Origin of the sequence: Paracoccus niistensis (genome assembly GCF_042432925.1) — a bacterium.
Classification (GTDB): Bacteria; Pseudomonadota; Alphaproteobacteria; order Rhodobacterales; family Rhodobacteraceae; genus Paracoccus; species Paracoccus niistensis.
Genome location: NZ_JBHLWE010000047.1, coordinates 215,266 through 240,840, shown reverse-complemented (window position 1 = coordinate 240,840; position 25,575 = coordinate 215,266). Strand labels below are relative to the sequence as shown.

22 protein-coding genes and 1 tRNA gene are annotated in these 25,575 nt (G+C 67.9%); 10 read left to right on the top strand and 13 right to left on the bottom strand.

From position 1 onward, the window contains the following. Positions 1-122 precede the first annotated feature (122 nt). From ACFFII_RS16315 to folK, 3 genes are all read right to left on the bottom strand, one after another. Complete coding sequence (locus ACFFII_RS16315) at positions 123-2,243, bottom strand: RelA/SpoT family protein (protein ID WP_377699920.1); 2,121 nt, start codon at positions 2,241-2,243, stop codon at positions 123-125. Positions 2,244-2,274: 31 nt separating this feature from the next. Beyond that, entirely contained in the window at positions 2,275-2,631 is a 357-nt protein-coding gene (rpoZ, locus tag ACFFII_RS16310; protein WP_090754568.1) for a DNA-directed RNA polymerase subunit omega, read from the bottom strand. 64 nt (positions 2,632-2,695) lie between these two features. Continuing rightward, positions 2,696-3,262 carry a 2-amino-4-hydroxy-6-hydroxymethyldihydropteridine diphosphokinase gene (folK, locus tag ACFFII_RS16305; RefSeq protein WP_377699919.1) on the bottom strand — a complete coding sequence of 189 codons (567 nt, stop codon included), beginning with the start codon at positions 3,260-3,262 and terminating at the stop codon, positions 2,696-2,698. Positions 3,263-3,299: 37 nt separating this feature from the next. Between folK and ACFFII_RS16300 the strand changes: the two genes are divergently transcribed. Continuing rightward, positions 3,300-3,869, top strand: coding sequence for a LabA-like NYN domain-containing protein (locus ACFFII_RS16300; protein ID WP_377699918.1), 570 nt, complete (start codon positions 3,300-3,302; stop codon positions 3,867-3,869). 73 nt (positions 3,870-3,942) lie between these two features. Next, complete coding sequence (locus ACFFII_RS16295) at positions 3,943-4,659, top strand: PAS domain-containing protein (RefSeq protein WP_377699917.1); 717 nt, start codon at positions 3,943-3,945, stop codon at positions 4,657-4,659. A 32-nt stretch (positions 4,660-4,691) separates the two neighbouring features. On the opposite strand, the gene ACFFII_RS16290 is transcribed toward ACFFII_RS16295, so the two are convergent. Beyond that, the gene (locus tag ACFFII_RS16290) at positions 4,692-6,119 is read right to left on the bottom strand and encodes a class II 3-deoxy-7-phosphoheptulonate synthase (protein WP_377699916.1); all 1,428 of its coding nucleotides are present in this window, start codon (positions 6,117-6,119) and stop codon (positions 4,692-4,694) included. Positions 6,120-6,318: 199 nt separating this feature from the next. Between ACFFII_RS16290 and ACFFII_RS16285 the strand changes: the two genes are divergently transcribed. From ACFFII_RS16285 to ACFFII_RS16260, 6 genes are all read left to right on the top strand, one after another. Then, complete coding sequence (locus ACFFII_RS16285; protein WP_377699915.1) at positions 6,319-7,503, top strand: ABC transporter substrate-binding protein; 1,185 nt, start codon at positions 6,319-6,321, stop codon at positions 7,501-7,503. A 120-nt stretch (positions 7,504-7,623) separates the two neighbouring features. Continuing rightward, positions 7,624-8,808 carry an ABC transporter substrate-binding protein gene (locus ACFFII_RS16280; RefSeq protein WP_377699914.1) on the top strand — a complete coding sequence of 395 codons (1,185 nt, stop codon included), beginning with the start codon at positions 7,624-7,626 and terminating at the stop codon, positions 8,806-8,808. Between the two features lie 108 nt (positions 8,809-8,916). Beyond that, positions 8,917-9,699 carry an ABC transporter ATP-binding protein gene (locus ACFFII_RS16275; protein ID WP_377699913.1) on the top strand — a complete coding sequence of 261 codons (783 nt, stop codon included), beginning with the start codon at positions 8,917-8,919 and terminating at the stop codon, positions 9,697-9,699. Beyond that, positions 9,696-10,517, top strand: a complete 822-nt coding sequence (locus ACFFII_RS16270; protein ID WP_377699912.1) for an ABC transporter ATP-binding protein — start codon at positions 9,696-9,698, stop codon at positions 10,515-10,517. The genes ACFFII_RS16275 and ACFFII_RS16270 overlap by 4 nt, the downstream gene beginning before the upstream one ends. A gap of 49 nt (positions 10,518-10,566) precedes the next feature. Beyond that, positions 10,567-11,568 (top strand): branched-chain amino acid ABC transporter permease, encoded by a 1,002-nt coding sequence (locus ACFFII_RS16265; protein WP_377699911.1) that lies wholly within the window; start codon positions 10,567-10,569, stop codon positions 11,566-11,568. Between the two features lie 10 nt (positions 11,569-11,578). Further along, positions 11,579-12,922, top strand: a complete 1,344-nt coding sequence (locus ACFFII_RS16260; RefSeq protein ID WP_377699910.1) for a branched-chain amino acid ABC transporter permease — start codon at positions 11,579-11,581, stop codon at positions 12,920-12,922. 131 nt (positions 12,923-13,053) lie between these two features. On the opposite strand, the gene purN is transcribed toward ACFFII_RS16260, so the two are convergent. Together purN and purM are read right to left on the bottom strand one after the other, a co-directional pair. Then, positions 13,054-13,644, bottom strand: a complete 591-nt coding sequence (gene purN, locus ACFFII_RS16255) for a phosphoribosylglycinamide formyltransferase (protein WP_377699909.1) — start codon at positions 13,642-13,644, stop codon at positions 13,054-13,056. Beyond that, entirely contained in the window at positions 13,638-14,687 is a 1,050-nt protein-coding gene (gene purM / locus ACFFII_RS16250) for a phosphoribosylformylglycinamidine cyclo-ligase (protein WP_377699908.1), read from the bottom strand. The genes purN and purM overlap by 7 nt, the downstream gene beginning before the upstream one ends. A 127-nt stretch (positions 14,688-14,814) precedes the next feature. Here purM and ACFFII_RS16245 point away from each other — a divergent pair. Next, positions 14,815-14,890: transfer RNA gene (locus tag ACFFII_RS16245), tRNA-Ile, on the top strand. A gap of 6 nt (positions 14,891-14,896) precedes the next feature. Here ACFFII_RS16245 and ACFFII_RS16240 read toward each other — a convergent pair. From ACFFII_RS16240 to ACFFII_RS16210, 7 genes are all read right to left on the bottom strand, one after another. Then, positions 14,897-15,265, bottom strand: coding sequence for a YigZ family protein (locus tag ACFFII_RS16240; RefSeq protein WP_377699907.1), 369 nt, complete (start codon positions 15,263-15,265; stop codon positions 14,897-14,899). Beyond that, on the bottom strand, positions 15,266-16,930 hold the full coding sequence (locus tag ACFFII_RS16235) for a formate--tetrahydrofolate ligase (RefSeq protein ID WP_377699906.1): 1,665 nt from the start codon (positions 16,928-16,930) through the stop codon (positions 15,266-15,268). Between the two features lie 121 nt (positions 16,931-17,051). Continuing rightward, positions 17,052-20,684 (bottom strand): vitamin B12-dependent ribonucleotide reductase, encoded by a 3,633-nt coding sequence (locus ACFFII_RS16230; protein ID WP_377699905.1) that lies wholly within the window; start codon positions 20,682-20,684, stop codon positions 17,052-17,054. A 433-nt stretch (positions 20,685-21,117) separates the two neighbouring features. Then, positions 21,118-21,672 (bottom strand): 5-formyltetrahydrofolate cyclo-ligase, encoded by a 555-nt coding sequence (locus ACFFII_RS16225; protein WP_377699904.1) that lies wholly within the window; start codon positions 21,670-21,672, stop codon positions 21,118-21,120. Next, entirely contained in the window at positions 21,657-23,039 is a 1,383-nt protein-coding gene (gene mgtE / locus ACFFII_RS16220; RefSeq protein WP_377699901.1) for a magnesium transporter, read from the bottom strand. The genes ACFFII_RS16225 and mgtE overlap by 16 nt, the downstream gene beginning before the upstream one ends. Before the next feature lie 74 nt (positions 23,040-23,113). Then, on the bottom strand, positions 23,114-23,929 hold the full coding sequence (locus ACFFII_RS16215; protein WP_377699899.1) for an inositol monophosphatase family protein: 816 nt from the start codon (positions 23,927-23,929) through the stop codon (positions 23,114-23,116). 90 nt (positions 23,930-24,019) lie between these two features. After that, positions 24,020-24,373, bottom strand: a complete 354-nt coding sequence (locus ACFFII_RS16210; protein ID WP_090754631.1) for a helix-turn-helix domain-containing protein — start codon at positions 24,371-24,373, stop codon at positions 24,020-24,022. A 153-nt stretch (positions 24,374-24,526) separates the two neighbouring features. On the opposite strand from ACFFII_RS16210, the gene ACFFII_RS16205 reads away from it, so the two are divergent. Beyond that, complete coding sequence (locus ACFFII_RS16205; RefSeq protein ID WP_377699898.1) at positions 24,527-25,507, top strand: NADPH:quinone oxidoreductase family protein; 981 nt, start codon at positions 24,527-24,529, stop codon at positions 25,505-25,507. Positions 25,508-25,575 lie beyond the last annotated feature (68 nt).

Here is a 25,575-nt window from a genome sequence, read left to right as displayed (position 1 = left end):
CTCCTTCGAACCCGAACCGACCTGACCCCGAGTGAACCAGCCGCAAGGCCGCCGCACAACCCGCCCCGCCCCGGCGCGGCGGTCAAATATGCCAGAAGGCGAGCAGGGTGAGGGGCAGACCGTCAGACCCGCGCGGTCTCGTCCCGGATGCGCGACACCTGCGCCACGTCGCTTTCGGCTTCAAGCGCCGTCAGCAGGGCGTGCAGATGCTCGATGTCGCGCAGATCGACCTCGACCCGCAGCCGATAGAAGTCGGGCTTGCGGTCCACGAACTCCAGGTCCGAGATATTGGCGCCCTGCGTGCCGATCAGCGTGCAGATCCGCCCCAGAACGCCTGCGTCGTGGCGGATCGTCAGGCTCAGCTTGGCGCAATAGACCGGCGGATGCCGTCCCTCGCGCCAGCGCAGGTCCACCCAGCGGGCAGGCTGATCCTCGAAATCGGCCAGCACCGGGCAGTCGATGGCATGGATCACGACGCCCTTGCCGCGATAGGTGATGCCCACGATCCGCTCGCCCGGCAGAGGGTCGCAGCAGGGCGCGCGGGTCAGCTCACGGTCGGCTTCCAGCCCGGCCACGGCGCGAGAGGGATCGACCTCGGCTTCGGCCGGGGCAAGGTCGGGGTAAAGGACGCCCACCACCTGCCGCGCCGACAGTTCGGCCGAGCCGATGCGGGCCAGCATCTCGTCGGCGTCCGGCAGCGCCAGCGCCTTGGCCGCGGCGCGCAGCGCCTTGTCGGTCACCTTGCGGTTCACCGCCTCGAAGGCCACGCGCACCAGCTCGGACCCCAGCCGGATGAAGCGCGAGCGGTCCTCCTCGCGCAAGCTGCGCCGGATCGCGGCCTTGGCGCGGCCGGTCGCCACGATGTCCAGCCACGTCGCCTGCGGCCGCTGGCCCGAGGCCGCGATGATGTCCACGGACTGCCCGTTCTTCAGCCGCGTCCACAGCGGCACCCGGATGCCGTCCACCTTGGCCCCGACGCAGCTGTTGCCCAGCCGCGTGTGGATCGCATAGGCGAAGTCGATCGGCGTCGCCCCCTTGGGCAGCTGGATCACATCGCCCTTGGGCGTGAAGCAGAAGACCTGATCCTGGTACATCTCGAGCTTCACATGCTCGAGAAACTCGTCGTGGTCTTCCTCGCCGAAGCGCTCGGACAGCGAGGCCAGCCATTCGCCCGGATCAACGGCAAAGGGGTTCTTGCTCAGCACGCCATCGCGATAGGCCCAGTGGGCCGCAACGCCGGCCTCGGCCACCTCGTGCATGGCGCGAGTGCGGATCTGCACCTCGACGCGGGTGCCGTCGCGGGCCGAGACGGTGGTGTGGATCGAGCGGTAACCGTTCGACTTGGGCTGGCTGATGTAGTCCTTGAAGCGCCCGGGCACCATCCGCCACTTTCGGTGGATGATCCCCAGCGTGCGGTAGCAGTCGGATTCGCTGCGCGTGATGATGCGGAAGCCGTAGATGTCGGACAGGCGGCTGAAGCTCAGCTGCTTTTCCTGCATCTTGCGCCAGACGCTGTAGGGCTTCTTGGCACGGCCGAAGACGGTGGCCTCGATCCCCTCGGCTTCCAGCAGGGCGCGGATGTCGCCGGTGATCTGCGGGATGACGTCGCCGTTTTCCTTCTGCAGCGTCACGAAGCGGCGGATGATCGAATTGCGCGCCTCGGGGTTCAGGACCTTGAAGGCAAGGTCCTCGAGTTCCTCGCGCATCCACTGCATGCCCATGCGCCCGGCCAGTGGCGCATAGATCTCCATCGTCTCGCGCGCCTTCTGGACCTGCTTTTCGGGGCGCATCGACTTGATCGTGCGCATGTTGTGCAGCCGGTCGGCCAGCTTGACCAGGATCACGCGCAGGTCGCGGGACATGGCCATGAAGAGCTTGCGGAAGTTTTCGGCCTGCTTGGAATGGGCGCCCGACAGCTGCAGGTTGGTCAGCTTGGTGACGCCGTCCACCAGGTCGGCGATCTCGCGCCCGAACAGCTGCGCCACGTCGGACCAGGTCGAGCGCGTGTCCTCGATCGTGTCGTGCAGCAGGGCGGTGACGATGGTGGCATCGTCCAGCCGCATCTCGGTCAGGATGGCGGCGACGGCGACCGGATGGGTGAAATAGGGTTCGCCCGACTGGCGGAACTGCCCCTCGTGCATCCGGCGGCCATAGTCATAGGCCTGCCGGATGAGGTCGGTATTGGTCCGCGGGTTGTAGTTGCGGACAAGCGCGATCAGATCCTCGACGTCGAACTTGTCCAACCGAAGGTTCCGTCCCGCTCAGTCCTGCCGTTCAGTTGCGGCTCTGCGCTTCCAGCATCATGCGCAGCATCCGCTCCTCGGATTCCTCGTCCGCGGGCTTGGGCCGGTCGACTTCGGCACCCAGCAGCAGCGCCATCGCGTCCTCTTCCGGCTCGTCGACCTCGATCTGGGTCTGGGTCTGCTCGATCATCCGCTCGCGCAGTTCATCCACCGGCTGGGTCTCGTCGGCGATCTCGCGCAGGGCGACGACGGGGTTCTTGTCGTTGTCGCGGTCCACGCTCAGCGGCGCGCCGGCCGCAATCTCACGCGCGCGATGGGCGGCAAGCATCACCAGGTCAAAGCGGTTCGGAACCTTGTCGACGCAGTCCTCGACGGTCACGCGTGCCATGCAACACCTCTGCGAATCGGCTGTAAGAGCAAGGTGGCATAAGTGGAAGCCACAGGCATGAAAGTCAACCCAAGGGCGCCAGTCCGTCAAGTGCCGCAGGGTCCAGCGCCGCCAGCATCTGCGAAACCGTCTGCCCCGTGCGCGGGTGGCGCCACAAAGGCGCGACCTCGGCCAGGGGCGCCAGCACGAAGCCCCGATCCTGCATGCGCGGGTGCGGCAGGATCAGGGTACGGGGGGCCGCCTGCACCTGCTGCTCGGGCGGCAAGGCCCGCCACTGGTCCTGCGTGGCGGCGTCCGGCAGGACGAGATCGCCCATCGCCAGAAGATCGAGGTCGATGCCCCGCGCCTGCCAGCGCCCCCCACTCCGGGTCCGGCCCAGCGTCGCCTCGATCCGGTGCAACGCGGCCAGCGTGTCTTCCGGCCCGAGCGCCGTGCGGACCACCGCGGCGGCGTTGACATAGTCCGGCCCGCTGCCTGGCGGATAGGCGGGCGAGCGCCAGAAGCGGCTGACCGCCACGACCTTCATCCCTTCCGCGGGCAATGCGCAAAGAGCCGCGCACAGGGTCCGGGCCGGCGAACCTGTCGAAGAAAACAGGTTCCCGCCCAGCGCGACCAGAGCTAGGTTCTGCAAACCATTACCGATGAATGAAGATTGATGGGGCAAGGCATTGTTCTACAAGGATGACCGACTGGCGCTGTTCATTGACGGCTCGAATCTGCACGCCGCTGCAAAGTCGCTGGGGTTCGACCTGGACTACAAGCTGCTGCGGCAGGAGTTCGAGCGCCGCGGCAAGCTGATCCGTGCCTATTACTATACCGCCCTGCTGGAAAGCGAAGAGTATTCTCCGATCCGCCCCCTGATCGACTGGCTGAACTACAACGGCTACACGATCGTGACCAAGGCGGCGCGGGAATACACCGACTCGATGGGCCGCCGCCGGGTCAAGGGCAACATGGACATCGAGCTGGCCGTGGACGCGATGGAGCTTGCGCCCCGTCTGGACCATGCGGTGCTGTTCTCGGGCGACGGCGACTTCCGTCCGCTGGTCGAGGCGCTGCAGCGGCAGGGCGTGCGGGTGTCGGTGGTGTCCACCATGCGCAGCCAGCCGCCCATGATCGCGGACGAGCTGCGCCGGCAGGCCGACAACTTCATCGAACTGGACGCGCTGCGCGACATCGTGGGCCGGCCGCCGCGCGAGCCGCGCGAACCTGCCCCCGCGCCCACAACCGAGACCTGAACTTAACCTTTCGTCAAACTTGGACGGGACGCTGCGCAGGCTTGTGTGTTATCAGGGACTTGCCGCAAAAGGGATGCCGGGGATGATCGAGGACGAGGGAACGGACAAGGCCGGAACACCCGACCGCGTGCTGCGCCTGTCGGACTTCGGCCAGCCCCAGCCGGGGCGCGTGATCGCCGAAATGCGCGCCTACTGGTCCTCGTTGCGGCAGGGGCGCGCGATCCCCGCGCGGGCAGATGTCACGCCCCTGGGGCTGCGCGCCACGCTGGACTTTGCCTTCATTCTTGAACGGATCGCGCCTGGCGCGGCGCGCTTCAGGCTGGCGGGGAAGCACCTGATCGACCTTCTGGGCATGGAGGCCCGAGGGATGCCGCTCTGTGCGCTGATGAACCCCGGCTACCGCGGGCGGTTGTCGGACGTGCTGGAAACCGTCTTCCAGGGGCCGCAGATCGTCGAGGCGGACCTGCTCTCGCCCGCGAGCTATGGCCGCCCGGAACTGACGGGCAGGCTGCTGCTGCTGCCGCTGCGCTCGGACCTGGGCGACGTCACGCGGGCGCTGGGATGCCTCGTGTCCGTGGGAGAGGCGGGCGCCCCACCGCGCCGCTTCGACCTGGGCGCGGAACGGGCCGACCCGGTGATCGAGGGCGGGCGGGTGCTGACCCCCTCGCCTTCCGCCCTCGGGATGGCCGAGCCGCCCGCGACCTGGCGTCCTGCGCCCCGCCCCCCGATCATCGAGGAGGAAACGCCCGAGGAACGACGCGCGCGCTTCCGGATCATCTCGAACGACTGAAAACGGCGCCCCTTTCCGGGGCGCCTTTCCTTTCAGCTGGGATCGCGCAGTTGGACCGGTGTGCCGGTGCGGCGGGCGCGCAACTCCTCGGCCACCAGGAAGGCCAGTTCCAGCGACTGGCTGGCGTTCAGGCGCGGGTCGCAGGCCGTATGATAGCGGTTCGACAGGTCGTGGTCAGTGATCGCCCGCACGCCGCCTGTGCATTCCGTCACGTCGCGGCCGGTCATCTCGAAATGAACGCCGCCCGGAACGGTGCCCTCGGCCGCATGAACCTGGAAGAACTCGCGCACCTCGCGCAGGACCGAATCGAAGGGCCGCGTCTTGTAGCCTGAAGCCGACTTGATCGTGTTGCCGTGCATGGGGTCGCAGGACCAGACGACGTTGGCGCCTTCCTCCTGCACGGCGCGGATCAGGCGCGGCAGGTGGTCGCCCACGCTGCCCGCGCCGAAGCGGGCGATCAGCGTCAGCCGGCCCGCCTCGTTCTGCGGGTTCAGCTTCGCGATCAGCGCCTTGAGGTCGTCCGTCGAGATCGAGGGGCCGCATTTCAGCCCGATGGGGTTCTGGACGCCCCGACAGAATTCCACATGCGCCCCATCGACCTGCCGCGTGCGGTCCCCGATCCACAGCATGTGGCCCGAACCCGCGACCGGCAGGCCGGTCGTAGAGTCGATCCGGGCCAGCGCTTCCTCGTATTCCAGCAGCAGGGCCTCGTGGCTGGTGTAGAACTCGACCGTGCCCAGTTCATGCGCGGTTTCCGCCGTCACGCCCGCCGCCTGCATGAAGGCCATCGCGTCCGAGATCCGGTCGGCGATGTCGCGGTAGCGCGCGGCCTCGGGGCCGTCGGTGAAATCGGCGATCCAGCTTTGCACCCGGTGGATATCGGCATAGCCGCCCGTCGAGAAGGCCCGCAGCAGGTTCAGCGAGGCCGCCGCCTGCGTATAGGCCTGCAGCATCCGCATTGGATCGGGCACCCGTGCCGCAGCGGTGAAGTCGAAGCCGTTGATGATGTCGCCGCGATAGCTGGGCAGCTCGACGCCCTCCATCGTCTCGGTGGCCGCGCTGCGGGGCTTGGCGAACTGGCCTGCCATGCGGCCGACCTTGACCACGGGAAGCTGCGCCCCCCAGGTCAGCACCACGGCCATCTGCAGCATCACCTTGAAGGTGTCGCGGATGTTGTCGGCCGAGAACTCGGCGAAGCTTTCCGCGCAGTCGCCGCCCTGCAGAAGAAAGCGGCGGCCCTGCGCCACGTCGGCCAGTTGCGCCTTGAGCCGGCGCGCCTCGCCCGCAAAGACCAGCGGCGGGAACTCGGCGAGCTGCGCCTCGACGGCGGCAAGGGCCTGGGCGTCGGGATAATCGGGCATCTGCACGCGCGGGCGGGTCCGCCAGCTGCCGCGCTGCCAGTCGTCGCCGCGCAGGGTGGCGCGGGCGTTGCGGTCGGTGTCGGGCGTCTGCTGCGGCATGGCTCATCTCCTGCGGATTGCAGGGTTATAAAGGCCCGGGCGCAGGGAATAAAGCCTTACTCGCCCCTGCCCCCGGTCGGCCCTCCGGAAGGCCGCGGGGCGCCCTTCAGGCGGCCGCTCACGACACGCTTTTCTTTCAAAAAACACCGCCCTACTGTCCATGTCGTAGGACCAAGGGTCCAGTCAGGGAGAAGACTGCATGAAGAAGCTGTTTCTGGCGACGACCGCCCTTGCGTTCAGTGCGGGGCTGGCAGTGGCCGAGGACGTCAAGATCGGCCTGTCGCTTGGCTTCACCGGCCCGCTTGAATCGATGTCGCCCAACATGGCGAACGGCGCCGAGATGGCCATCAAGGAAGCGAACGACTCGGGCAAGTTCCTGAACGGCTCGACCATCACGCCGGTCCGCGCAGACAACACCTGCGCCGATGCGGCGGCGGCAGTCGCGGCGGTGGAACGGCTGGTCACGGCCGAGAAGGTCAACGGCATCATGGGCGGCATGTGCTCGGGCGAGACGATCGCCAGCCTCGAACGCGTGGGCGTGCCGAACGGCATGGTGATGATCTCGCCTTCGGCCACCTCTCCGGCGCTGACGGACATCGAGGATGGCGGCTTCTTCTTCCGCACCTCGCCGTCGGATGCGCGGCAGGGCGAGGTGATGGCCGACATCGCGCTGGAGCGCGGGGTCAAGTCGGTCGCCATCACCCACACCAACAACGATTATGGCAAGGGCTTGGCGGAATCCTTCAAGGCGGCCTTCGAAGCCAAGGGCGGCACGGTGACGATGCTGCAGGCGCATGACGACGGGAAAGCCGACTATTCGGCCGAGGTCGGCGCGCTTGCCGCGGCCGGGGGCGACGCGCTGGCGGTCGTGGGCTATGTCGATCAGGGGGGCTCGGGGATCATGCGCGGCGCGCTGGACGCGGGCGCCTTCGACACCTTCATCCTGCCCGACGGGATGGTCGCGCAGGGGCTGGTGGACCGCTTCGGGTCCGAGCTGGAAACATCGTTCGGGCAGAACCCCTCCTCCGAGGGCGAGGGCCGGACGAAGTTCAATGAACTGGCCACAGCCGCGGGTTTCGATGGCACCTCGGCCTTCGCGGGTGAATCCTATGATGCCGCCGCTCTGATCCTGCTGGCGATGCAGGCGGCCGGGTCCAGCGATCCCCGCGCCTACAAGGACAAGGTGATGGAGGTCGCGAACGCGCCGGGCGAGAAGATCAGCGCCGGCGAGATCGGCCGTGCGCTGGAACTGATCGCGGCAGGTACCGACATCGACTATGACGGCGCCTCGGCGGTCGAACTGATCGAGCCCGGCGAAAGCGCGGGCACCTACCGCGAGGTCGACTTCAAGGGCGGCCAGATGAACGTCGTCGGAATGCGCTGAACCTTGACCCCGGCCGGGTCGCCTCGGCCGGGGTTTTCCATGCCTGCCGCATCCCGCGGCAGGTCCATGCGCGATCCCGGCGATGAACGATCGGAACGCGCTCTACAGGGAGACGACAAGATGAACCGATTTCTGATCGCGACCGCCGTTGTCGCGCTGACGGCCGGCGGCGCCCTGGCGCAGGACGTGAAGCTGGGCGTGTCGCTTGGCTTCACCGGGCCGCTGGAGTCCATGGCACCCTCGATGCTGAAGGGCGCGGAACTGGCCGCGAAGGAGGCCAGCGATTCGGGCAAGCTGCTGGACGGCGGCACCGTGACGATCGTGCAGGCCGACAACACCTGCGCGGATGCCGCGGCATCGGTCACGGCGGTCGAGCGGCTGGTCACCTCGGAAAAGGTCAACGGCATCGTCGGCGGTATGTGCTCAGGCGAGACGATTGCCAGCCTGGAACGGGTGGCGGTGCCGAACGGCATGGTGATGATCGCGCCCTCGGCGACCTCGCCCGCGCTGTCCACCATCGACGACAAGGGCTTCTTCTTCCGCACTGCACCATCCGACGCGCGGCAGGGCGAGGTAATGGCCGACATCATCACCGAACGCGGCATCAAGAACGTCGCCGTGACCTATACCAACAACGACTATGGCAAGGGGCTGGCGGACAGCTTCGCCGAATCCTTCAAGGCCAAGGGCGGCTCGATCACCATCAGCGCGCCCCATGACGACGGCAAGGCCGACTATTCGGCCGAGGTCGCGGCGCTGGCATCGGCGGGCGGCGAGGCGCTGGTCGTCGCGGGCTATGTCGACCAGGGCGGCTCGGGCATCGTGCGCGGCTCGCTGGATTCCGGCGCCTTCGACACCTTCGTCTTCACCGACGGCATGGTGACGCAGGCGCTGGTGGACAAGTTCGGGACCGAGCTGGAACATTCCTTCGGCCAGAACCCCTCGGCCGAGGGCGAAGGCCGCGACGCCTTCATCGCGCAGGCGAAGGAGGCCGGCTTCGAGGGCTCGGACGCCTTTGCCGCCGAATCCTACGATGCCGCGGCCCTGATCCTGCTGGCCATGCAGGCCGCCAAGTCCACCGACCCGCGCGTCTACAAGGACAAGGTCATGGATGTGGCCAACGCGCCGGGCGAAAAGATCATGCCCGGCCAGCTGGCCCGCGCGCTGGAACTGGTCGCCGCAGGCACCGACATCGACTATGTCGGCGCCTCGGCGGTCGAGCTGGTCGGCCCCGGCGAAAGCGCGGGCTCGTACCGCGAGGTCGAGTTCAAGGGCGGCACGCTGACCGCTGTCCGTACCCGCTGATCCCCTGATACAAGGTTGCGGCGCCTGCCACAGGGCGCCGTGATGCGTTTTTCGTGGCGAAACGCGCGGACCTGCCTTATGGGACAGCTCCGACGAAACGGGGGACACATGATCGAGGTCCACGACCTTCACCGGCATTTCGGCGGCTTCCGCGCCGTGGATGGCGCCAGCCTGCAGATCCGCACCGGGTCCATCACAGGACTGATCGGGCCGAACGGCGCCGGCAAGTCCACGCTGTTCAACGTGATCGCGGGGGTGCTGTCGCCCACCTCGGGCCGCGTCGTCATGGACGGCGAGGACATCACCGGCCTGCCCCCGCACGCGCTGTTCCACAAGGGCCTGCTGCGCACCTTCCAGCTGGCGCACGAGTTCTCGTCCATGTCCGTGCGTGAGAACCTGATGATGGTCCCGCCCGGCCAGTCGGGCGAAAGCCTGTGGAACACCTGGTTCGGCCGCAAGCGCATCGCAGACGAGGAACGCGCATTGCGCGCCCGCGCCGACGAGGTGCTGGACTTCCTGACGATCAGCCACGTGGCCGAGGAAAAGGCCGGGAACCTCTCGGGCGGGCAGAAGAAGCTGCTGGAACTTGGCCGCTGCATGATGGTCGAGGCGAAGATCGTCTTCCTGGACGAGGTCGGCGCAGGCGTGAACCGCACCCTTCTGGGCACCATCGCCGACGCGATCATCCGCCTGAACAAGGAACGCGGCTATACCTTCTGCGTGATCGAGCATGACATGGATTTCATCGGCAAGCTCTGCGATCCCGTGATCGTCATGGCCGAGGGCAAGGTGCTGGCCGAAGGCCCCGCCGCGCACATCATGAAAAACGAGGCGGTGATCGAGGCCTATCTGGGCCGCGGCCTCAAGAACAAGGCGATGGTGGGGGCATGAGCGATCCTTTCGCCAACCGCGGCAACCGCGATGCCTCGGTGGTCAACCCGCGCCCGGCGGGCACGGCCGAGGGCAATCATCACAGCGGCCCGACGCGGCCGGGTCATTCCGGCGATCCGTTTCTCATCGGCGAGAACATGCGCGGCGGCTATGGCAAGGCCGACATCCTGAACGGCTGCACGCTGGCCGTCGAAAAGGGCCAGATCGCCGTGATCGTCGGCCCGAACGGCGCGGGCAAGTCCACCGCCATGAAGGCGATCTTCGGGATGCTGAACCTGCGCGAAGGCAGCGTCCGGCTGGACGGGCAGGACATCTCGGCGCTGAACCCGCAGGACCGCGTCAAGGCTGGCATGGGCTTCGTGCCGCAGGTCGCCAACGTCTTCCCGACCATGACGGTCGAGGAGAACCTGGAAATGGGCGCCTACCTGCGCGGAGACGATTTCCGCCAGACGATGCAGCAGGTCTACGAGCTGTTCCCCGCAGTCGCCGACAAGCGCCGCCAGAACGCAGGCGAACTGTCGGGGGGCCAGCGCCAGCAGGTCGCCGTGGGCCGCGCGCTGATGACCCGGCCCAAGCTTCTGATGCTGGACGAGCCGACCGCGGGGGTCAGCCCCATCGTCATGGACGAGTTGTTCGACCGCATCATCGAGATCGCGCGCACCGGCATTTCCATCCTGATGGTGGAACAGAACGCCAAGCAGGCGCTGGAAATTGCCGACATCGGCTATGTGCTGGTGCAGGGCGCGAACCGCTATACCGGCACAGGGGCCCAGCTGATGGCCGACCCCGAGGTGCGCCGCACCTTCCTGGGGGGCTGACGATGGTGGGACTTAACGCACAGGCCCTGCCTGCGGGGGAAAGCCTCTGATGGACATGCTCAACGCCCTCGTGGCGATCCTGAACTTCGTGGTGATCCCGGCCGCGGCCTATGGCGCGCAGCTGGCGCTGGGTGCGCTGGGGGTCACGCTGATCTACGGCATCCTGCGCTTTTCGAACTTCGCCCACGGCGACACCATGGCCTTCGGAACCGCCCTCGTCATCCTGCTGACTTGGGGCTTGCAGGCACTGGGCATCGGCTTCGGCCCCCTGCCCACGGCCCTGCTGGCGCTGCCGCTTGGCATCGCGCTGACCGCGGCTCTGGCGCTGCTGACCGACCGCTGGGTGTATCGCCACTACCGGCAGGTCCGCGCCGCGCCCATCGTGGTCGTCATGGCCTCGGTCGGCGTCATGTTCGTGATGAACGGGCTGACGCGCCTTGTGATCGGCGTGGACGAGATCCAGTTTGCCGACGGCGCACGCTTCGTCATCTCGGTGCCGCAGTTCAAGGCGATGACCGGGCTGACCGAAGGGCTGGCGCTGCGCACCACCCAGGCGATCACGCTGGTGATCGCGGCGCTGGCAGTCTGGGCGCTGTTCGTCTTCCTGAACCGCACGCGGGCGGGCAAGGCCATGCGGGCCTATGCAGACAACGAGGATCTGGCCCTGCTGTCGGGCATCGACCCCGACCGCGTCGTGCGGCTGACCTGGATCATCGCGACCGGCCTCGCGGTGCTGGCAGGGACGCTCTACGGGTTGGACAAGTCCTTCAAGGCTTTCAACTACTTCCAGATCCTGCTGCCGGTCTTCGCGGCGGCCATCGTGGGCGGCCTCGGCAGCCCGCTGGGTGCCATCGCGGGCGGCTTCCTGATCGCCTTCTCCGAGGTCGCGCTGACCTATCCCTGGAAGAAGATTGCCGAGTATCTGGGCTTCGAGCCTGCGGGCCTGCTGCAGATGCTGGGCACGGAATACAAGCTGGCGATCAGCTTCGTCATCCTGATCGTTGTCCTGCTGGTCCGGCCCACGGGGCTGTTCCGCGGCAAAGCCTATTGAGGAGGCCTGAATGAGCACCAACCGTCAGGCCGAAACCACTGCCAGCCCCTGGCGCGCGCCCCTGCTGTTTGCCGCCGTGATCCTGCTGGTCGTGCTGGAGGGCACGGTCTCGAACGCGATGTTCTCGGGGTCCTGGAACAGCGCGCTGTCGATCCTGAACATGGGCCTGATCTCGGCCGTGACCGCCCTGGGCGTCAACATGATCTGGGGCTACGGCGGGCTGTTCAACGCGGGCGTCGTGGGCTTCGTGGCGCTGGGGGGCCTTGCTCCGGTGCTGGTCTCGACCCCGCCTGTGGCGGGCGCCTGGGCCGCCGGGGGGCCTCAGCTCGTGCTGGCGCTGGCCGCGGGGCTTGCGACGCTGGTCATCGCCGTGACCGCTGCCGCGCGGATGAAGGGGCTGGCCCGCGTGCTGGTCGTCGCGCTGGTCCTGATCGGCGGCTACGTGGCCACGCGGATGCTGTTCGATCCCGCCGTCACGGCCATTGAGGCCAACAACCCCTCGAAGGCGGGCAACATCGGCGGCTTGGGCCTGCCCGTCCTGCTGAGCTGGCCGGTGGGCATGGTCTTCGCTGCCATCGCCGCCTGGGGCATCGGCAAGGTCGCCCTTGGGCTGCGGTCGGACTATCTGGCCATTGCCACGCTGGGGATCGGCGAGATCATCGTGGCGATCCTCAAGAACGAGGGCTGGCTGGCGCGGGGCGTCCTGAACATCACCGGCGTCCCCCGCCCCGTACCCTACGAGCTTGCGCTGCAGTCGAACCCCGCCTTCGTCGAGGCCGCCGCGCGCTGGGCCATGGACCCGGCGACCGCATCGGCGATCTATGTCAAGCTGTGCTACGCTGCGATCTTCGTGGCCGTGGTGCTGATCCTGATCCTGCTGTCGGAACTGGCGCTTTATTCGCCCTGGGGCCGGATGATGCGGGCGATCCGCGACAACGAGACGGCCGCCGAGGCGATGGGCAAGGACGTCACCCGCCGCCACCTGCACCTGTTCATCATCGGCTGCGCCGTGATCGGGCTGTCGGGCGCGATGATGGTGACACTGGACGGGCTGATGGCGCCGGGCGGCTACAACCCGCTGCGCTATACCTTCCTCGTCTGGGTCATGGTGATCGTCGGGGGCTCGGGCAACAACTGGGGCGCCGTGCTGGGCGCGGTCCTGATCTGGTTCCTGTGGATCAAGGCCGAGGTCTGGGGCCCGGCGGGCATGTCGCTGCTGACCTCGCCCCTGTCGGATGGCGCGCTGCGCCAGCACCTGATCGAAAGCGCGCCGCAGATGCGCTATGTCGCCATGGGGCTGGTCTTGCTGCTGGTGCTGCGCTTTGCGCCTCGCGGGCTGCTGCCCGAGCGGTGAAAGCCGGGTGAGAGGCCGGACCGGGGCGCTGCCCCGCTCGGACCTGCCAGCCCCTTCCTCGCTGAAAACAGTCCACAGGACTGTTTTCCGGGCGCTCGGAAGCCCGGGATATTCGGGCAAAGAAGAAAGACCTAGAGGTCGATCCGTTGGGTAATACCCGCTGCAAAGCGGCGCAGCACGGCCGGATAAAGCCGGTGCTCGGCCGTCAGGACGCGGGCGGCCAGCGTTTTGGGCGTGTCCTCCGGCCGGATCGGCACGCGGGCCTGTCCCAGAATTGGGCCATCATCCAGAACCGGCGTTACAAGATGCACCGTGGCCCCCGCCTCGGTGTCCCCTGCTTCCAGCGCGCGAGCATGGGTGTGCAGGCCAGGATATTTCGGCAGCAATGAGGGGTGGATGTTCAGCATCCGGCCCTCGAAGCACTGAACGAAGCCGGGCGTCAGGATGCGCATGAAGCCGGCAAGGCAGAGGATGTCCGGCTGCGCGGCAAGCAGGGGTTCCAGCAGCGCGGCCTCGAAGGCGGCGCGGTCGCCCTTGAAGGCGCGGTGATCCACCGCCGCCGTCGGGACGCCCATCGCGGCGGCGCGGGCAAGGCCCGTCGCCTGCGGATCGTTCGAGGCGACCAGCACCGGACGCGCCGGGTGGTCGCCCGTCATCGACCGTACCAGCTCGACCATGTTCGAGCCGCCGCCGGAAATCAGGATGGCGACGCGTCTTACCACAGCGTGCCGGTGTAGCCGACGCCCTGGCCGCCGCCGACCTCGCCGAGCATCACGACGCGCTCGCCCGCCTCGCGCAGCATCTCGGTCAGCGCACGGGCGCGGTCGGGCGCCACGACCAGGATCATGCCGATGCCGCAGTTGAAGGTCTTGAGCATCTCGCGCTCGGGGATCCCGGCCGCCTCGGCCAGCCACTGGAACACCGCCGGGGGTTGCCAGCTGTCCAGGTTGACCTCGACGCCCATGCCCTCGGGCAGGACGCGGGGCAGGTTCTCGGTGATGCCGCCGCCGGTGATATGGGCGGCCGCATGGACGCCGCCGGCGCGGATCGCTTGCAGCACCGGGCGGACGTAAAGCCGGGTCGGCGTCAGCAGCGCGCGCCCCAGCGAGCCCTTGGCGAAGGGGGCCGGGTCGGTCCAGCCGAGGCCGCTTTGTTCCACCACCTTGCGGACCAGCGAAAAGCCGTTGGAATGGATGCCGTCCGAGCAGAGGCCCAGCAGCAGGTCGCCTTCGGCCACGTCACGGGGCAGATGCGCGCCACGCTCCATCGCGCCTACGGCGAAACCGGCCAGGTCGAAGTCGCCGCCGTGATACATGCCCGGCATCTCGGCCGTCTCGCCGCCGATCAGGGCGCAGCCCGAGTTGCGGCAGCCCTCGGCGATGCCCGCGATGACGCGCGCGGCCTCTTCGACCTGCAGCTTGCCGGTGGCGAAGTAGTCGAGGAAGAACAAGGGCTCGGCGCCTTGGCAGACAAGGTCGTTCACGCACATCGCGACAAGGTCGATGCCGACGCCGTCCAGTTCGTTCGTCTCGATGGCGATGCGCAGCTTGGTGCCGACACCGTCGGTCGCGGCCACCAGAACCGGGTCGCTGTAGCCTGCCGCGCGAGGATCGAACAGCGCGCCAAAGCCGCCGAGGCCCGACATCACGCCCGGCCGCGCCGTGGCAGCCGCCGCGGGCTTGATCCGTTCGACCAGCGCATTGCCCGCGTCGATGTCCACCCCCGCCTGCGCGTAGGTCAGCCCCTTGCCATCCGCCTTGCTCATGTCGTTCCAACCCCGATGCTTGCGCGGGCTGGATAGCCCAGTGACCCCGCGCAGACAATCGAGCCCGGGCGCAATCGGGGGTTTTCCTTGACCCGCGCGCTTGCATTTGCGACAGCCCTTCGGGCGCGGGCCTGTAGCTCAATGGTCAGAGCAGGGCGCTCATAACGCCTTGGTTGGGGGTTCGAGTCCCTCCGGGCCTACCACCCGCCTCAGGTCGGCCGATGCGCGAGATAATGGCGCACCGCGCCGATCACGTGGCGGAAGCGGTCGCCGCCCAGGTGCTTGCCGCCGTACCAACGGGTGACGACGACCAGGTGATCGTCCAGTCCTTCGCTTTCCAGCATCCGCAGGATGATCGCGCCGGCGCCGGATTCGCCGTCGTCGGCCTTGAGCCCCTCGCCGCCCAGCCGCGCGGCCCAGCTGTTGTGGGTGGCCTTTGCAAAGCGGCGGACGGATTTCAGCTCGGCCAGCCGCGCGTCGATCCCGGCGCGGTCCGCCACCGCCCCGCCCGAGACCGCATAAACCGATCCCCGGTCCGAGATGATGCGGTCGAAGACGGCCAGTGGCGGGGCGGACATTCAGAACAGTCCCTCGATCCGGCCATGCGAGTCGAGGCCAATGCGATTCGCGGCAGGCTCGCGCGGCAGGCCCGGCATGGTCATGATGTCGCCGCAGATGGCGACGACGAAGCCCGCCCCGGCAGCCAGCCGCACCTCGCGCACGGGGATGGTGAAGCCGGCGGGCGCCCCGTGCAGTGTCGGGTCGGCCGAGAAGCTGTAGGGGGTCTTGGCCATGCAGACCGGAAGGTGTCCATAGTCCGCCTGCCATGCGTCCAGCCTGGCCCGCACGGCTGGGGGCGCTTCGACCCGCGCGGCGCCGTAGATGCGGGTGCAGATCGTCTCGATCTTGTCCCACAGCGGCATCCCGTCGGAATAAAGCGGGCGGAAGTCCGAGGGCTGGGCCGACAGGCGCAGGACCTCGCGGGCGAGGTCCTCGGCCCCTGCCCCGCCCTTGGCCCAGTGGCGGCACAGGATGGCGCGGACGCCCTCGGCTTCGGCGGCATCCTGGACGGCGGCGATCTCGGCGGCGGTGTCGGTGGCGAAGTGGTTGATCGCGACGACGACCGGCAGGCCATAGCCCTGCAGGTTGCGGATGTGGCGGGTCAGGTTCGCCGCACCCGCGCGGACGGCCGTGACATTCTCGGACCCCAGGTCGGCGCGGGCGACGCCGCCGTTCATCTTGAGCGCCCGAACGGTCGCGACCAGCACGACGGCGGCAGGCGACAGTCCCGCCTTGCGGCACTTGATCCCCAGGAACTTCTCGGCCCCCAGGTCCGCACCGAAACCCGCCTCGGTCACGACGAAGTCGGACAGCCGCAGCGCCGTGCGGGTGGCGATGACCGAGTTGCAGCCATGCGCGATATTGGCGAAGGGGCCGCCGTGGACCAGCGCAGGGTTGTTTTCCAGCGTCTGCACCATGTTCGGCTGCAGGGCGTCGCGCAGCAGCACCGTCATGGCGCCGTCCGCTTGCACGTCGCGCGCCGTGACCGGCCGCCCGGCGCGGGTCTGCGCCACGATGATGCGCCCCAGCCGGTCCTGCAGGTCCGCGAGATCGTCGGCCAGGCACAGGATCGCCATCACTTCCGAGGCCACGGTGATGTCGAAGCCCGATTCGCGCGGCACGCCGTTGGCCGCCCCGCCCAGGCCCAGCACCATGTCGCGCAGGGCGCGGTCGTTCATGTCCATCACGCGCCGCCAGGTGATCCGGCGCGGGTCGATGTCCAGCGCGTTGCCCCAGTGGACGTGGTTGTCGATCATCGCCGCCAGCAGGTTGTGGGCGCTGGTGATTGCGTGGAAATCGCCCGTGAAATGAAGGTTCATGTCCTCCATCGGGATCACCTGGGCATGGCCTCCGCCCGCCGCCCCGCCCTTCATGCCGAAGTTCGGGCCCAGCGAGGCCTCGCGGATGCAGACGGTTGCGCGCTGGCCGATCCGGTTCAGCGCATCCCCAAGGCCCACGGTGGTCGTGGTCTTGCCCTCGCCGGCGGGCGTCGGATTGATCGCGGTGACAAGGACCAGCTTCCCCTCGGGCCGGTGCCGAAGGCCGTCGATGAAATCGCGCGAGATCTTGGCCTTGTCATGGCCATAAGGAAGGATCTCCTCGGACCCGATCCCCAGCCGTTCGGCGATCCGGGCGATGGGCAGTTTCGTCGCCGCGCGGGCGATCTCGATGTCGGTCTTCATTGGCGTCCCCTGTTCCGCGCCCGAACCTAGCCTGCGTCGCGCGCGCACAAAAGGCATCGCCGCCCGGACAGGCCGGGCGGCGATCGGTCACGTCCCTCGTGTTATCTTGTGTGACCTTGTCTCAGCTGCAGCCCGAGGTTCCGCCGCAGGTGTTGCACTTCATGCAGGTGCCGTTACGGACCAGCGTGTAGTTGCCGCATTCGCCGCAGGGATCGCCCTCGTAGCCCTGCATCTTCGCCTTGGCGCGCGGGTCCAGCGTGACCGTGGCGACGCCCACCTCGAAGCTCGCCTGCGTCTCGGCCAGGCTGGAGGACACGGCGACTGTCGAGACCCCGCCCTGCAGCACCATCAGGTCGCGCGGCAGGCGCTTGCGCAGGTAGCCGGTCGAGCTGATCTGGCGCAGCAGTTCCACCGACTTCGAGGCAGTCCCCTCGCCCGAGGTCTCGGGCCGGCCCTCGTTCTCGCCCCCGCCCAGCGTATCGAAGCTGGCGCCGTTCGGCTTCACATGCGCAAGGTCCGTACGGTCCAGGTAGGACACGGCCAGTTCCCGGAAGATGTAGTCCAGGATCGAGGTCGCGTTCTTGATCGAGTCGTTGCCCTGCACCATCCCCGCAGGTTCGAAGCGGGTGAAGGTGAAGGCGTCCACGAACTCCTCCAGCGGGACGCCGTATTGCAGGCCCACCGACACCGCGATGGCGAAGTTGTTCATCATCGCCCGGAAGCCCGCGCCTTCCTTGTGCATGTCGATGAAGATCTCGCCCAGCTTGCCGTCGTCGTATTCGCCGGTGCGCAGGTAGACCTTGTGGCCGCCGATGATCGCCTTCTGCGTATAACCCTTGCGGCGCGCGGGCAGCTTCTGGCGGTTCGAGCGGGCGGCTTCCTTGACGATGATCCGCTCGACGATCTTCTCGGCGAGAACGGCGGCCTTTTCCTGCGGGCTGCCGGATTCCAGCACCTCGGCGGCCTCGTCGTCATCCTCGACCAAGGCTGCAGCTAGCGGCTGCGACAGCTTGGACCCGTCGCGGTAAAGCGCGTTGGCCTTGATGCCCAGCGACCAGGACAGTTCATAGGCCGCCAGCGCGTCCTCGATCGTCGCCGTGTTCGGCATGTTGATCGTCTTGGAAATCGCGCCGGAGATGAAGCTTTGCGCCGCCGCCATCATGCGGATGTGGCTGTCCACCGACAGATAGCGGGTGCCCTTCTTGCCGCAGGCATTGGCGCAATCGAAGACCGAATAGTGTTCCGGCTTCAGGAAGGGCGCGCCTTCCAGCGTCATGGTCCCGCAGACATGGTCGTTCGCCGCGTCGATCTGGGCGCGGGTGAAGCCCAGGTGCCGCAGCAGGTCGAAGCTGGGGTCGGCCAGCTTCTCGGCCGGGATGCCCAGCGTGCCCTTGCAGAAATCCTCGCCCAGCGTCCACTGGTTGAAGACGAAGCGGATGTCGAAGGCCGAGGCGAGCGCCGCGTCCACCTTTTCCAGCTCGCGCGGGCCGAAGCCGTGGCCGACCAGCGCGGGATGGTTGATGCCCGGGCAGTTGCCAAGCGAGGCGTGGCCCACGGCATAGGCGACGATCTCCTCGATCTGCGCCGAGGAATAGCCCAGCACCTCCAGCGCGGCCGGAACCGACTGGTTGATGATCTTGAAGTAGCCCCCGCCGGCGAGCTTCTTGAACTTGACCAGCGCGAAGTCGGGCTCGATCCCCGTGGTGTCGCAGTCCATGACCAGGCCGATGGTGCCGGTCGGTGCGATCACGGTGGTCTGGGCGTTGCGGAAGCCGTGTTCCTCGCCCAGCGCCAGCGCCTTGTCCCAGGCGCGCTGAGCCATGGTGGCAAGCTGCGGATCGGGGCAGTTGTCCACGTCCAGTTCGACCGGGTTGACGTTCACGGCCTCGTATTCGCCGGTGCCGTGGGCGGCCGCACGGTGGTTGCGGATCACCCGCAGCATGGCCTCGGCGTTGCGGGCATAGCCCGGGAAGGGGCCAAGCTCGCCCGCCATCTCGGCCGAGGTCGCATAGGAGACGCCCGTCATCAGCGCGGTCAGCGCGCCGCACAGGGCCCGGCCCTCGTCGCTGTCGTAACCCAGGCCGAGGTTCATCAGCAGGCCACCGATGTTGGCGTAGCCCAGGCCCAGCGTGCGGAAGTCATAGGAGCGCTGCGCGATCTCCTTCGACGGGAACTGCGCCATCAGCACGCTGATCTCCAGCGTGACGGTCCACAGGCGCGTGGCGTGGACATAGCCCTCGGCGTCGAACTGGCCGGCCTTGAGGAAGGTCAGCAGGTTCATCGACGCCAGGTTGCAGGCCGTGTCGTCCAGGAACATGTATTCCGAGCAGGGGTTCGAGCCCCGGATCGGCCCGTCCGCCGGGCAGGTGTGCCAGGCGTTCACCGTGTCGTGGAACTGGATGCCCGGGTCGGCGCAGGCCCATGCGGCGTGCCCGATCTGGTCCCACAACTCGCGCGCCTTGACGGTCTTGGCGGTCTTGCCGTCGGTGCGGCGGATCAGCGCCCAGTCGGCGTCGTCCTTCACTGCCTTCAGGAAGGCGTCGGTCACGCGGACCGAGTTGTTCGAGTTCTGGCCCGAGACCGAGGCATAGGCTTCGGAATCCCAGTCGGTGTCATAGGTCGGGAACTCGATCGAGTCGAAGCCCTGGCGCGCGTATTGCAGCACGCGATTGATGTAGGTTTCCGGGATCATCGCCTTCTTGGCGGACCGGATCGCACCCTTCAGCGCCTCGTTCCTGGCCGGGTCGGTCGCATCCTCGGCGGTGCCATCCCACTGGCGGATCGCGGCGAAGATCTCGTTCAGCTTGGCCTCGTGCATCTTCGAGCCGGCCACCAGCGAGGCGACCTTCTGTTCTTCGATGACCTTCCAGTTGATGAAGGATTCGATGTCGGGGTGATCCATGTCGCAGATCACCATCTTGGCCGCGCGGCGTGTGGTGCCGCCCGACTTGATCGCGCCCGCAGCCCGGTCGCCGATCTTGAGGAAGCCCATCAGCCCCGAGGACTTGCCGCCGCCCGACAGCTTCTCGCCCTCGCCGCGCAGGGACGAGAAGTTGGTGCCGGTGCCCGAGCCGTACTTGAACAGCCGCGCCTCGCGGACCCACAGGTCCATGATGCCGCCCTCGTTCACCAGGTCGTCGGCGACGGACTGGATGAAGCAGGCGTGGGGCTGGGGATGCTCATAGGCCGAGTTCGACTTGACCAGCTCGCCGGTCTGGAAGTCGACATAGAAGTGGCCCTGCGAGGGCCCGTCGATGCCATAGGCCCAGTGCAGGCCCGTGTTGAACCACTGGGGCGAGTTCGGCGCGCCCATCTGGCGGGCCAGCATGAAGCGCATCTCGTCGTAATAGGCGCGGGCGTCGGCCTCGGCCGTAAAGTAGCCGCCCTTCCAGCCCCAATAGGCCCAGGCGCCGGCCAGGCGGTCAAAGACCTGCCGCGCCGAGGTCTCGCCCACGAAGCGCTTGTCTTCGGGCAGCCTGGCCAGCGCGGCCTCGTCAGGGACCGAGCGCCACAGGAACTCGGGCACGCCCTTTTCCTTCACGCGCTTCAGCGCGGCGGGGACACCCGCCTTGCGGAAGTATTTCTGCGCGATGACGTCGGATGCGACCTGGCTCCAGCCCTCGGGCACCTCGACGGACTCGTTGCGGAAGACGACCGTGCCGTCCGGGTTGCGGATTTCCGAGGCCGTGGTGGTGAACGCAACGGCGCCATAGGCCCCGCTGTCTTCCGTCGTGAAACGCCGTTCGATCTTCATGATCCGCCCCTTTATCCTTCGATGCCGCCGTTGTTTCCGTCAGGTCCGAGCCATGACCTGCCGGCCCTGCGGATCGGTTCCGCAGGCCCGGCGAGCCCATGGCGGCTCGGCGTCATGTTTTGCTTGTCCCTCGTTACGTTACCACATGTTGTGGTTCGCAACTTGCGTAGCTACCAACTGCAGCCAGCCGCCCTGAGTTTCAAGAAGATTCTTTGTCCCGCTCTTGTCTCCCCGAGGTTGACAATTGATGGTCTTTTGATCCCGCCTTCCCAGTCCCCAGTCTCGCCTGGAATGGGGTAATTTTGGAGTTGGCGAAGTTTTCAAAGCAGGGACGAAGGGTTGCAGAAGGGGGACAGAAGTTGTCCACAGGTTGTCCCCAGACTCGGACGCCGTTCCGGGCGGTCGCCGCTGGCGAACGGCTGTGACCTGTGAGTCACAGTTCCCGACGTAGCATTCCGGCGTCGGTGACGATCATGTCGAGCGGCTGATCGAAAGGCTCGGCCGGGATGGCGGGAAGGCGCTGGACCTCCCAGGCGAGGCCGATGGCCGCGACCGGGCCGGACGTCCGCAGCAGTTCCAGCGTCCTGTCGTAATAGCCGCCGCCATAGCCCAGCCGGTTCAGCTCCCCGTCGAAGGCCACCAGCGGCACGATCAGCACCTCGGGCCTGACCTCGGGCAGCGAATCAGGCGGCTGGCTGGTGCCCAGCGGGCCGGGCTCCAGGGCCTCACCCTGCCAAAGCCGGAAGACCAGCGGCACGGCGCGGCCCGGCACCACCGGCAGGCACAGGGGGCCGCCATGGGCGCGCATAGCGGGCAGCGGATCGGGCTCATTCCGCATCGGCCAGTAGCCTGCAAGGACGCGGCCGGCGTGGGGTGCCAGCGCTTCGCGCAGGTGGCGGTCCAGTGCCGCCTGGTCGCCCCCCTGCCCGCGCGCGGCCAGCGCCTGCGCCCGCAGCCCGGCCTTGGCGGCGCTCAGATCAGAAGCCATGTCGCGAGTCCCAGAAAAGCGAGGAAGCCCATCACGTCGGTCAACGTCGTGACGAAAGTGCCGGAAGCCAGCGCCGGGTCGAGGCCGAAGCGCTCCAGCGTGAGGGGCACCAGCACCCCCCCCAGCGCGGCCACGATCTGGTTCACGATCATGGCCATGGCCAGCACGGCCCCCAAGCGTGCATCCCCGAAGACAAGCATCCCCACCAGCCCCAGGATCAGGGCCAGCCCGAGGCCGTTCAGGACGCCCGCGACCAGTTCGCGCCGGATCACGCGGGGCGCAGTCGAGCGGTTCAGGTCGCGCGTGGCCAGCGCACGGACGGCCACGGCCAGCGACTGCGTGCCCGCAATCCCGCCGGTCGAGGCCACGATCGGCATCAGCGCCGCCAGGACGACCAGGGTGGCGATGGTGTCCTCGAACTGCGCGATCACCAGGGCCGACAGCGAGGCCGTGAACAGGTTGGCCACCAGCCAGGGCAGGCGCTGGCGGGCAGTGGCCAGGGCGCTGTCGGAGACATGGCTGTCGGTGTTGACGCCCGACAGGCGCAGCATGTCCTCTTCATGTTCTTCGTCCAGGACGGTCATGGCGTCGTCGATGGTGATGACGCCCACCAGCCTGTCGTGATCATCCACCACAGGAGCCGAGATGATGTGGTACTTGTTGAAGGCATAGGCGACGTCGCCCTCGTCCTGCCGGGCCGAGATGGTGCGGAAGCTGTCCTCGGTGATGTCGCGCAGGCGGGTTCCGCGCTGCGATGACAGCAGCCGGCCCAGCGTCACATAGCCCACCGGATGACGTCGCGGATCGACCAGGATCATGTGGTAGAACTGGTCGGGCAGCCAGTCCTCGGATCGCAGGTAGTCGATGGCCTCGCCCACGGTCCAGTGCTCGGGGGCGGCGACCACTTCGGACTGCATCAGGCGGCCGGCGGAATGTTCGGGCCAGTTCAGCGACTGTTCGACGGCGGCGCGGTCGGACTGGTCCAGCGCCGACAGAATCGTCTCGCGCCCGGGGCCCTCCATGTCCTCGACCAGGTCCACGACGTCGTCGCTGTCCATCTCGCGCACGGCGTCGGCCAGCACCTCGGCGGGAAGCTGCTCGATCACCTCCTCGCGGATGGATTCGTCGATTTCCGAGATGATCTCGGCGTCGAACTCTCCGGAATAAAGCCGCACGAGGCGCTGGCGGCGCTGGGGCGTCAGTTGCTCGATCAGGTCGGCGATGTCGGCGCCGTGCAGCGGGTCCAGCAGCGCGTGCAGGCGCGCGCCGTTGTCCTCGTCAATGGCTTCGGCAATCTCCGCCACGAGGATCCGGCTGGGGACGAAGTCGTCGTCGCCCGCTTCGGGTTCGGGGCGGATTTCGGTCATGGGACACCTGCCTTTGGCTTGCGCGCCGCGACCATAGGCCCGGCGCGCCGAGGCGGCAACCGGGCCGGGAAGCCTCAGCCCGCCAGCAGCGTCAGGGCCTGTGCGTGAAGCTCGGGCGTGGCGGCGGCGATCACGCGCCCACCCGCATGGGCCGGGCCGCCGGTCCAGTCGGTGACGATGCCGCCCGCGGCCTCGACGACGGCAATGGGCGCCACGACATCATAGGGCTGCAGGCCCGCCTCGATCACCAGGTCCACCTGCCCCAGCGCCAGCAGAGCATAGGCATAGCAGTCAAAGCCATAGCGCGTGAGACGAACCGCATCCGCCACGCGGCGGAAGGCGACGGTGTCGTCGGGGCCGCCGACCTCCGGGTAGGTCGTCATCAGCGTGGCCTGCGCCAGGGCGACGCCCCGGCGCACGGAGAGTTCGCGGCTTCCCTGCGGGGCCGTCACGCTGCTGACACCGGGGCCGCCCTCGAACCGCTCGCCGGTCCAGGGCTGGTCGATCAGGCCGTAAGCCGCCCCTTGCGCGTCCGTCACCCCGATCAGCACGCCCCAGGTCGGCGCCCCGCACAGATAGGCGCGGGTGCCGTCAATAGGGTCCAGCACCCAGGTCAGGCCGGTGGTGCCGGGCGTGGGCCCGTATTCCTCGCCGAGAATGGCGTCATGGGGCCGTCGCTGGGCCAGGATCGCGCGCATGACGCGCTCGCAGGCGCGGTCGGCCTCGGTCACGGGATCAAAGCCGGACGCCGCCTTGTTGTCGGGCGCAAGCAGAGGGCTGCGGAAATGCCTCAGCGTCTCGATCCGCGCAGCATCGGCCAGGGCGGCGGCGGTTTCCCGGATGGCGGCAAGATCCGCATCCGCGATCCGTGCAGGGGAAAGGGTCGGCATCGGCACACTCGGCTTGGGCCGCATTGGTGCGGCGTCAAGCCAGCCTTAGCCGGGCGCGCGCGTCAAGGCCAGCGCGCGCGCCCGTTGCCGTCAGGCGGCTTCGGACAGGACCCGGGCCAATTCAAAGATCTGGCGGCGCTGCGGCTCGGGCATCGCGTAATAGGCGCGCACCAGTTGCAGTGCCTCCTTGTCACCCAGCAGATCCACCTCGGCGTCATGCGCCTGGTCGCCCAGACCCTCGAAGAAGAACGAGACAGGAACGTCCAGCGCGGCGGCGATGTCCCACAGCCGCGAAGCCGAGACGCGGTTCATCCCCGTTTCGTACTTCTGGATCTGCTGGAACTTGATGCCGACAGCATCGGCCAGCTGCTGCTGAGTCATTCCGACAGTCCAGCGCCGGTGCCGAATCCTCTGTCCGACGTGTACATCGACAACATGCTTCATCGTTAACCTCACACAATCTATCCTTGCACTAGCGCAGGCAAACGCAATCAGCGAGGATTATCAGCAGGAAAACGGCCGATTATGTCCAAAAAGATAGGTCCGGAGCGGGCGTTTAACCCTAATTGTCTCCGGAGGCCGCAAGAGGTGGAAAGCATGAGCCGAATCATCGAGATCGCCGAGCCGGGGGCACCGCCCCGGATGGGTCGGGCGGGGCCGCGCGACCCCGGTCCCGGAGAGGTTGCGGTTCGCCTTCACGCGGCGGCGCTGAACTTCGCCGACCTGCTGATGACCGAAGGACGCTATCAGGATACGCCCCCCACGCCCTTTGTCGCGGGGCTTGAAGGCGCGGGCGAGGTCGTCGCCGCAGGGCCGGGCGTGGACCTGCCTATAGGCGCCCGGGTCGCGGTCGCGGCGCAGGGAACGCTGGCCGATCACGGCGTCTTTTCGGCCGAGGACTGCATCCCGGTTCCCGACAGCATGTCCTGGTGCGACGCGGCAGGCTTCCAGGTCGCCTATGGCACCAGCCACCTGGCGCTGACCGGCCCTGCCCGGCTGCGCGCGGGCGAAACCCTGGCAGTGCTGGGCGCGGGCGGCGGCGTGGGCCTGACGGCAGTCGAGATCGGCGCCGTTCTGGGCGCGCGCGTGATCGCGGTCGCCAGGGGCGCGGACAAGCTGGCTGCCGCGCGCGAGGCCGGCGCCACCGAGACGATCGACAGCGCCGAATGCGAGGACCTGCGCGCCGCCCTGCGCGCCCTGGGCGGCGTGGACGTGGTCTATGACGCGGTCGGCGACGCGCCGGGGCTGGCGGCTTTCGGCGCGCTTCGGACAGGCGGGCGGCACCTGGTGATCGGCTTTGCAGGCGGGCGTCCCCCGGCGCTGCCGCTGAACCATGCGCTGGTCAAGAACATCTCGATCCTCGGCTTCTACTGGGGCGGCTACCGCAAGCTGGACCGGGCGGCCATGCAGGACAGCCTGCGGGCGCTGTTCGCGCTGCACGCGGCGGGACGGCTTCGCCCCACCGCCGGCGCGGTCCTTCCGTTGGAACAGGCGTCCCAAGGGTATGAACTGCTGCGCAGCCGCAAGGCCGTGGGAAAGGTAATCCTGACCATGACACCCGAGGCCGCCGCCGGATAGGCGCTCCCAGTTCAAGAACATGTCAAGGTCTTGGAAATCCGGTCCGAAAGTCCACCCGACGGTTGATA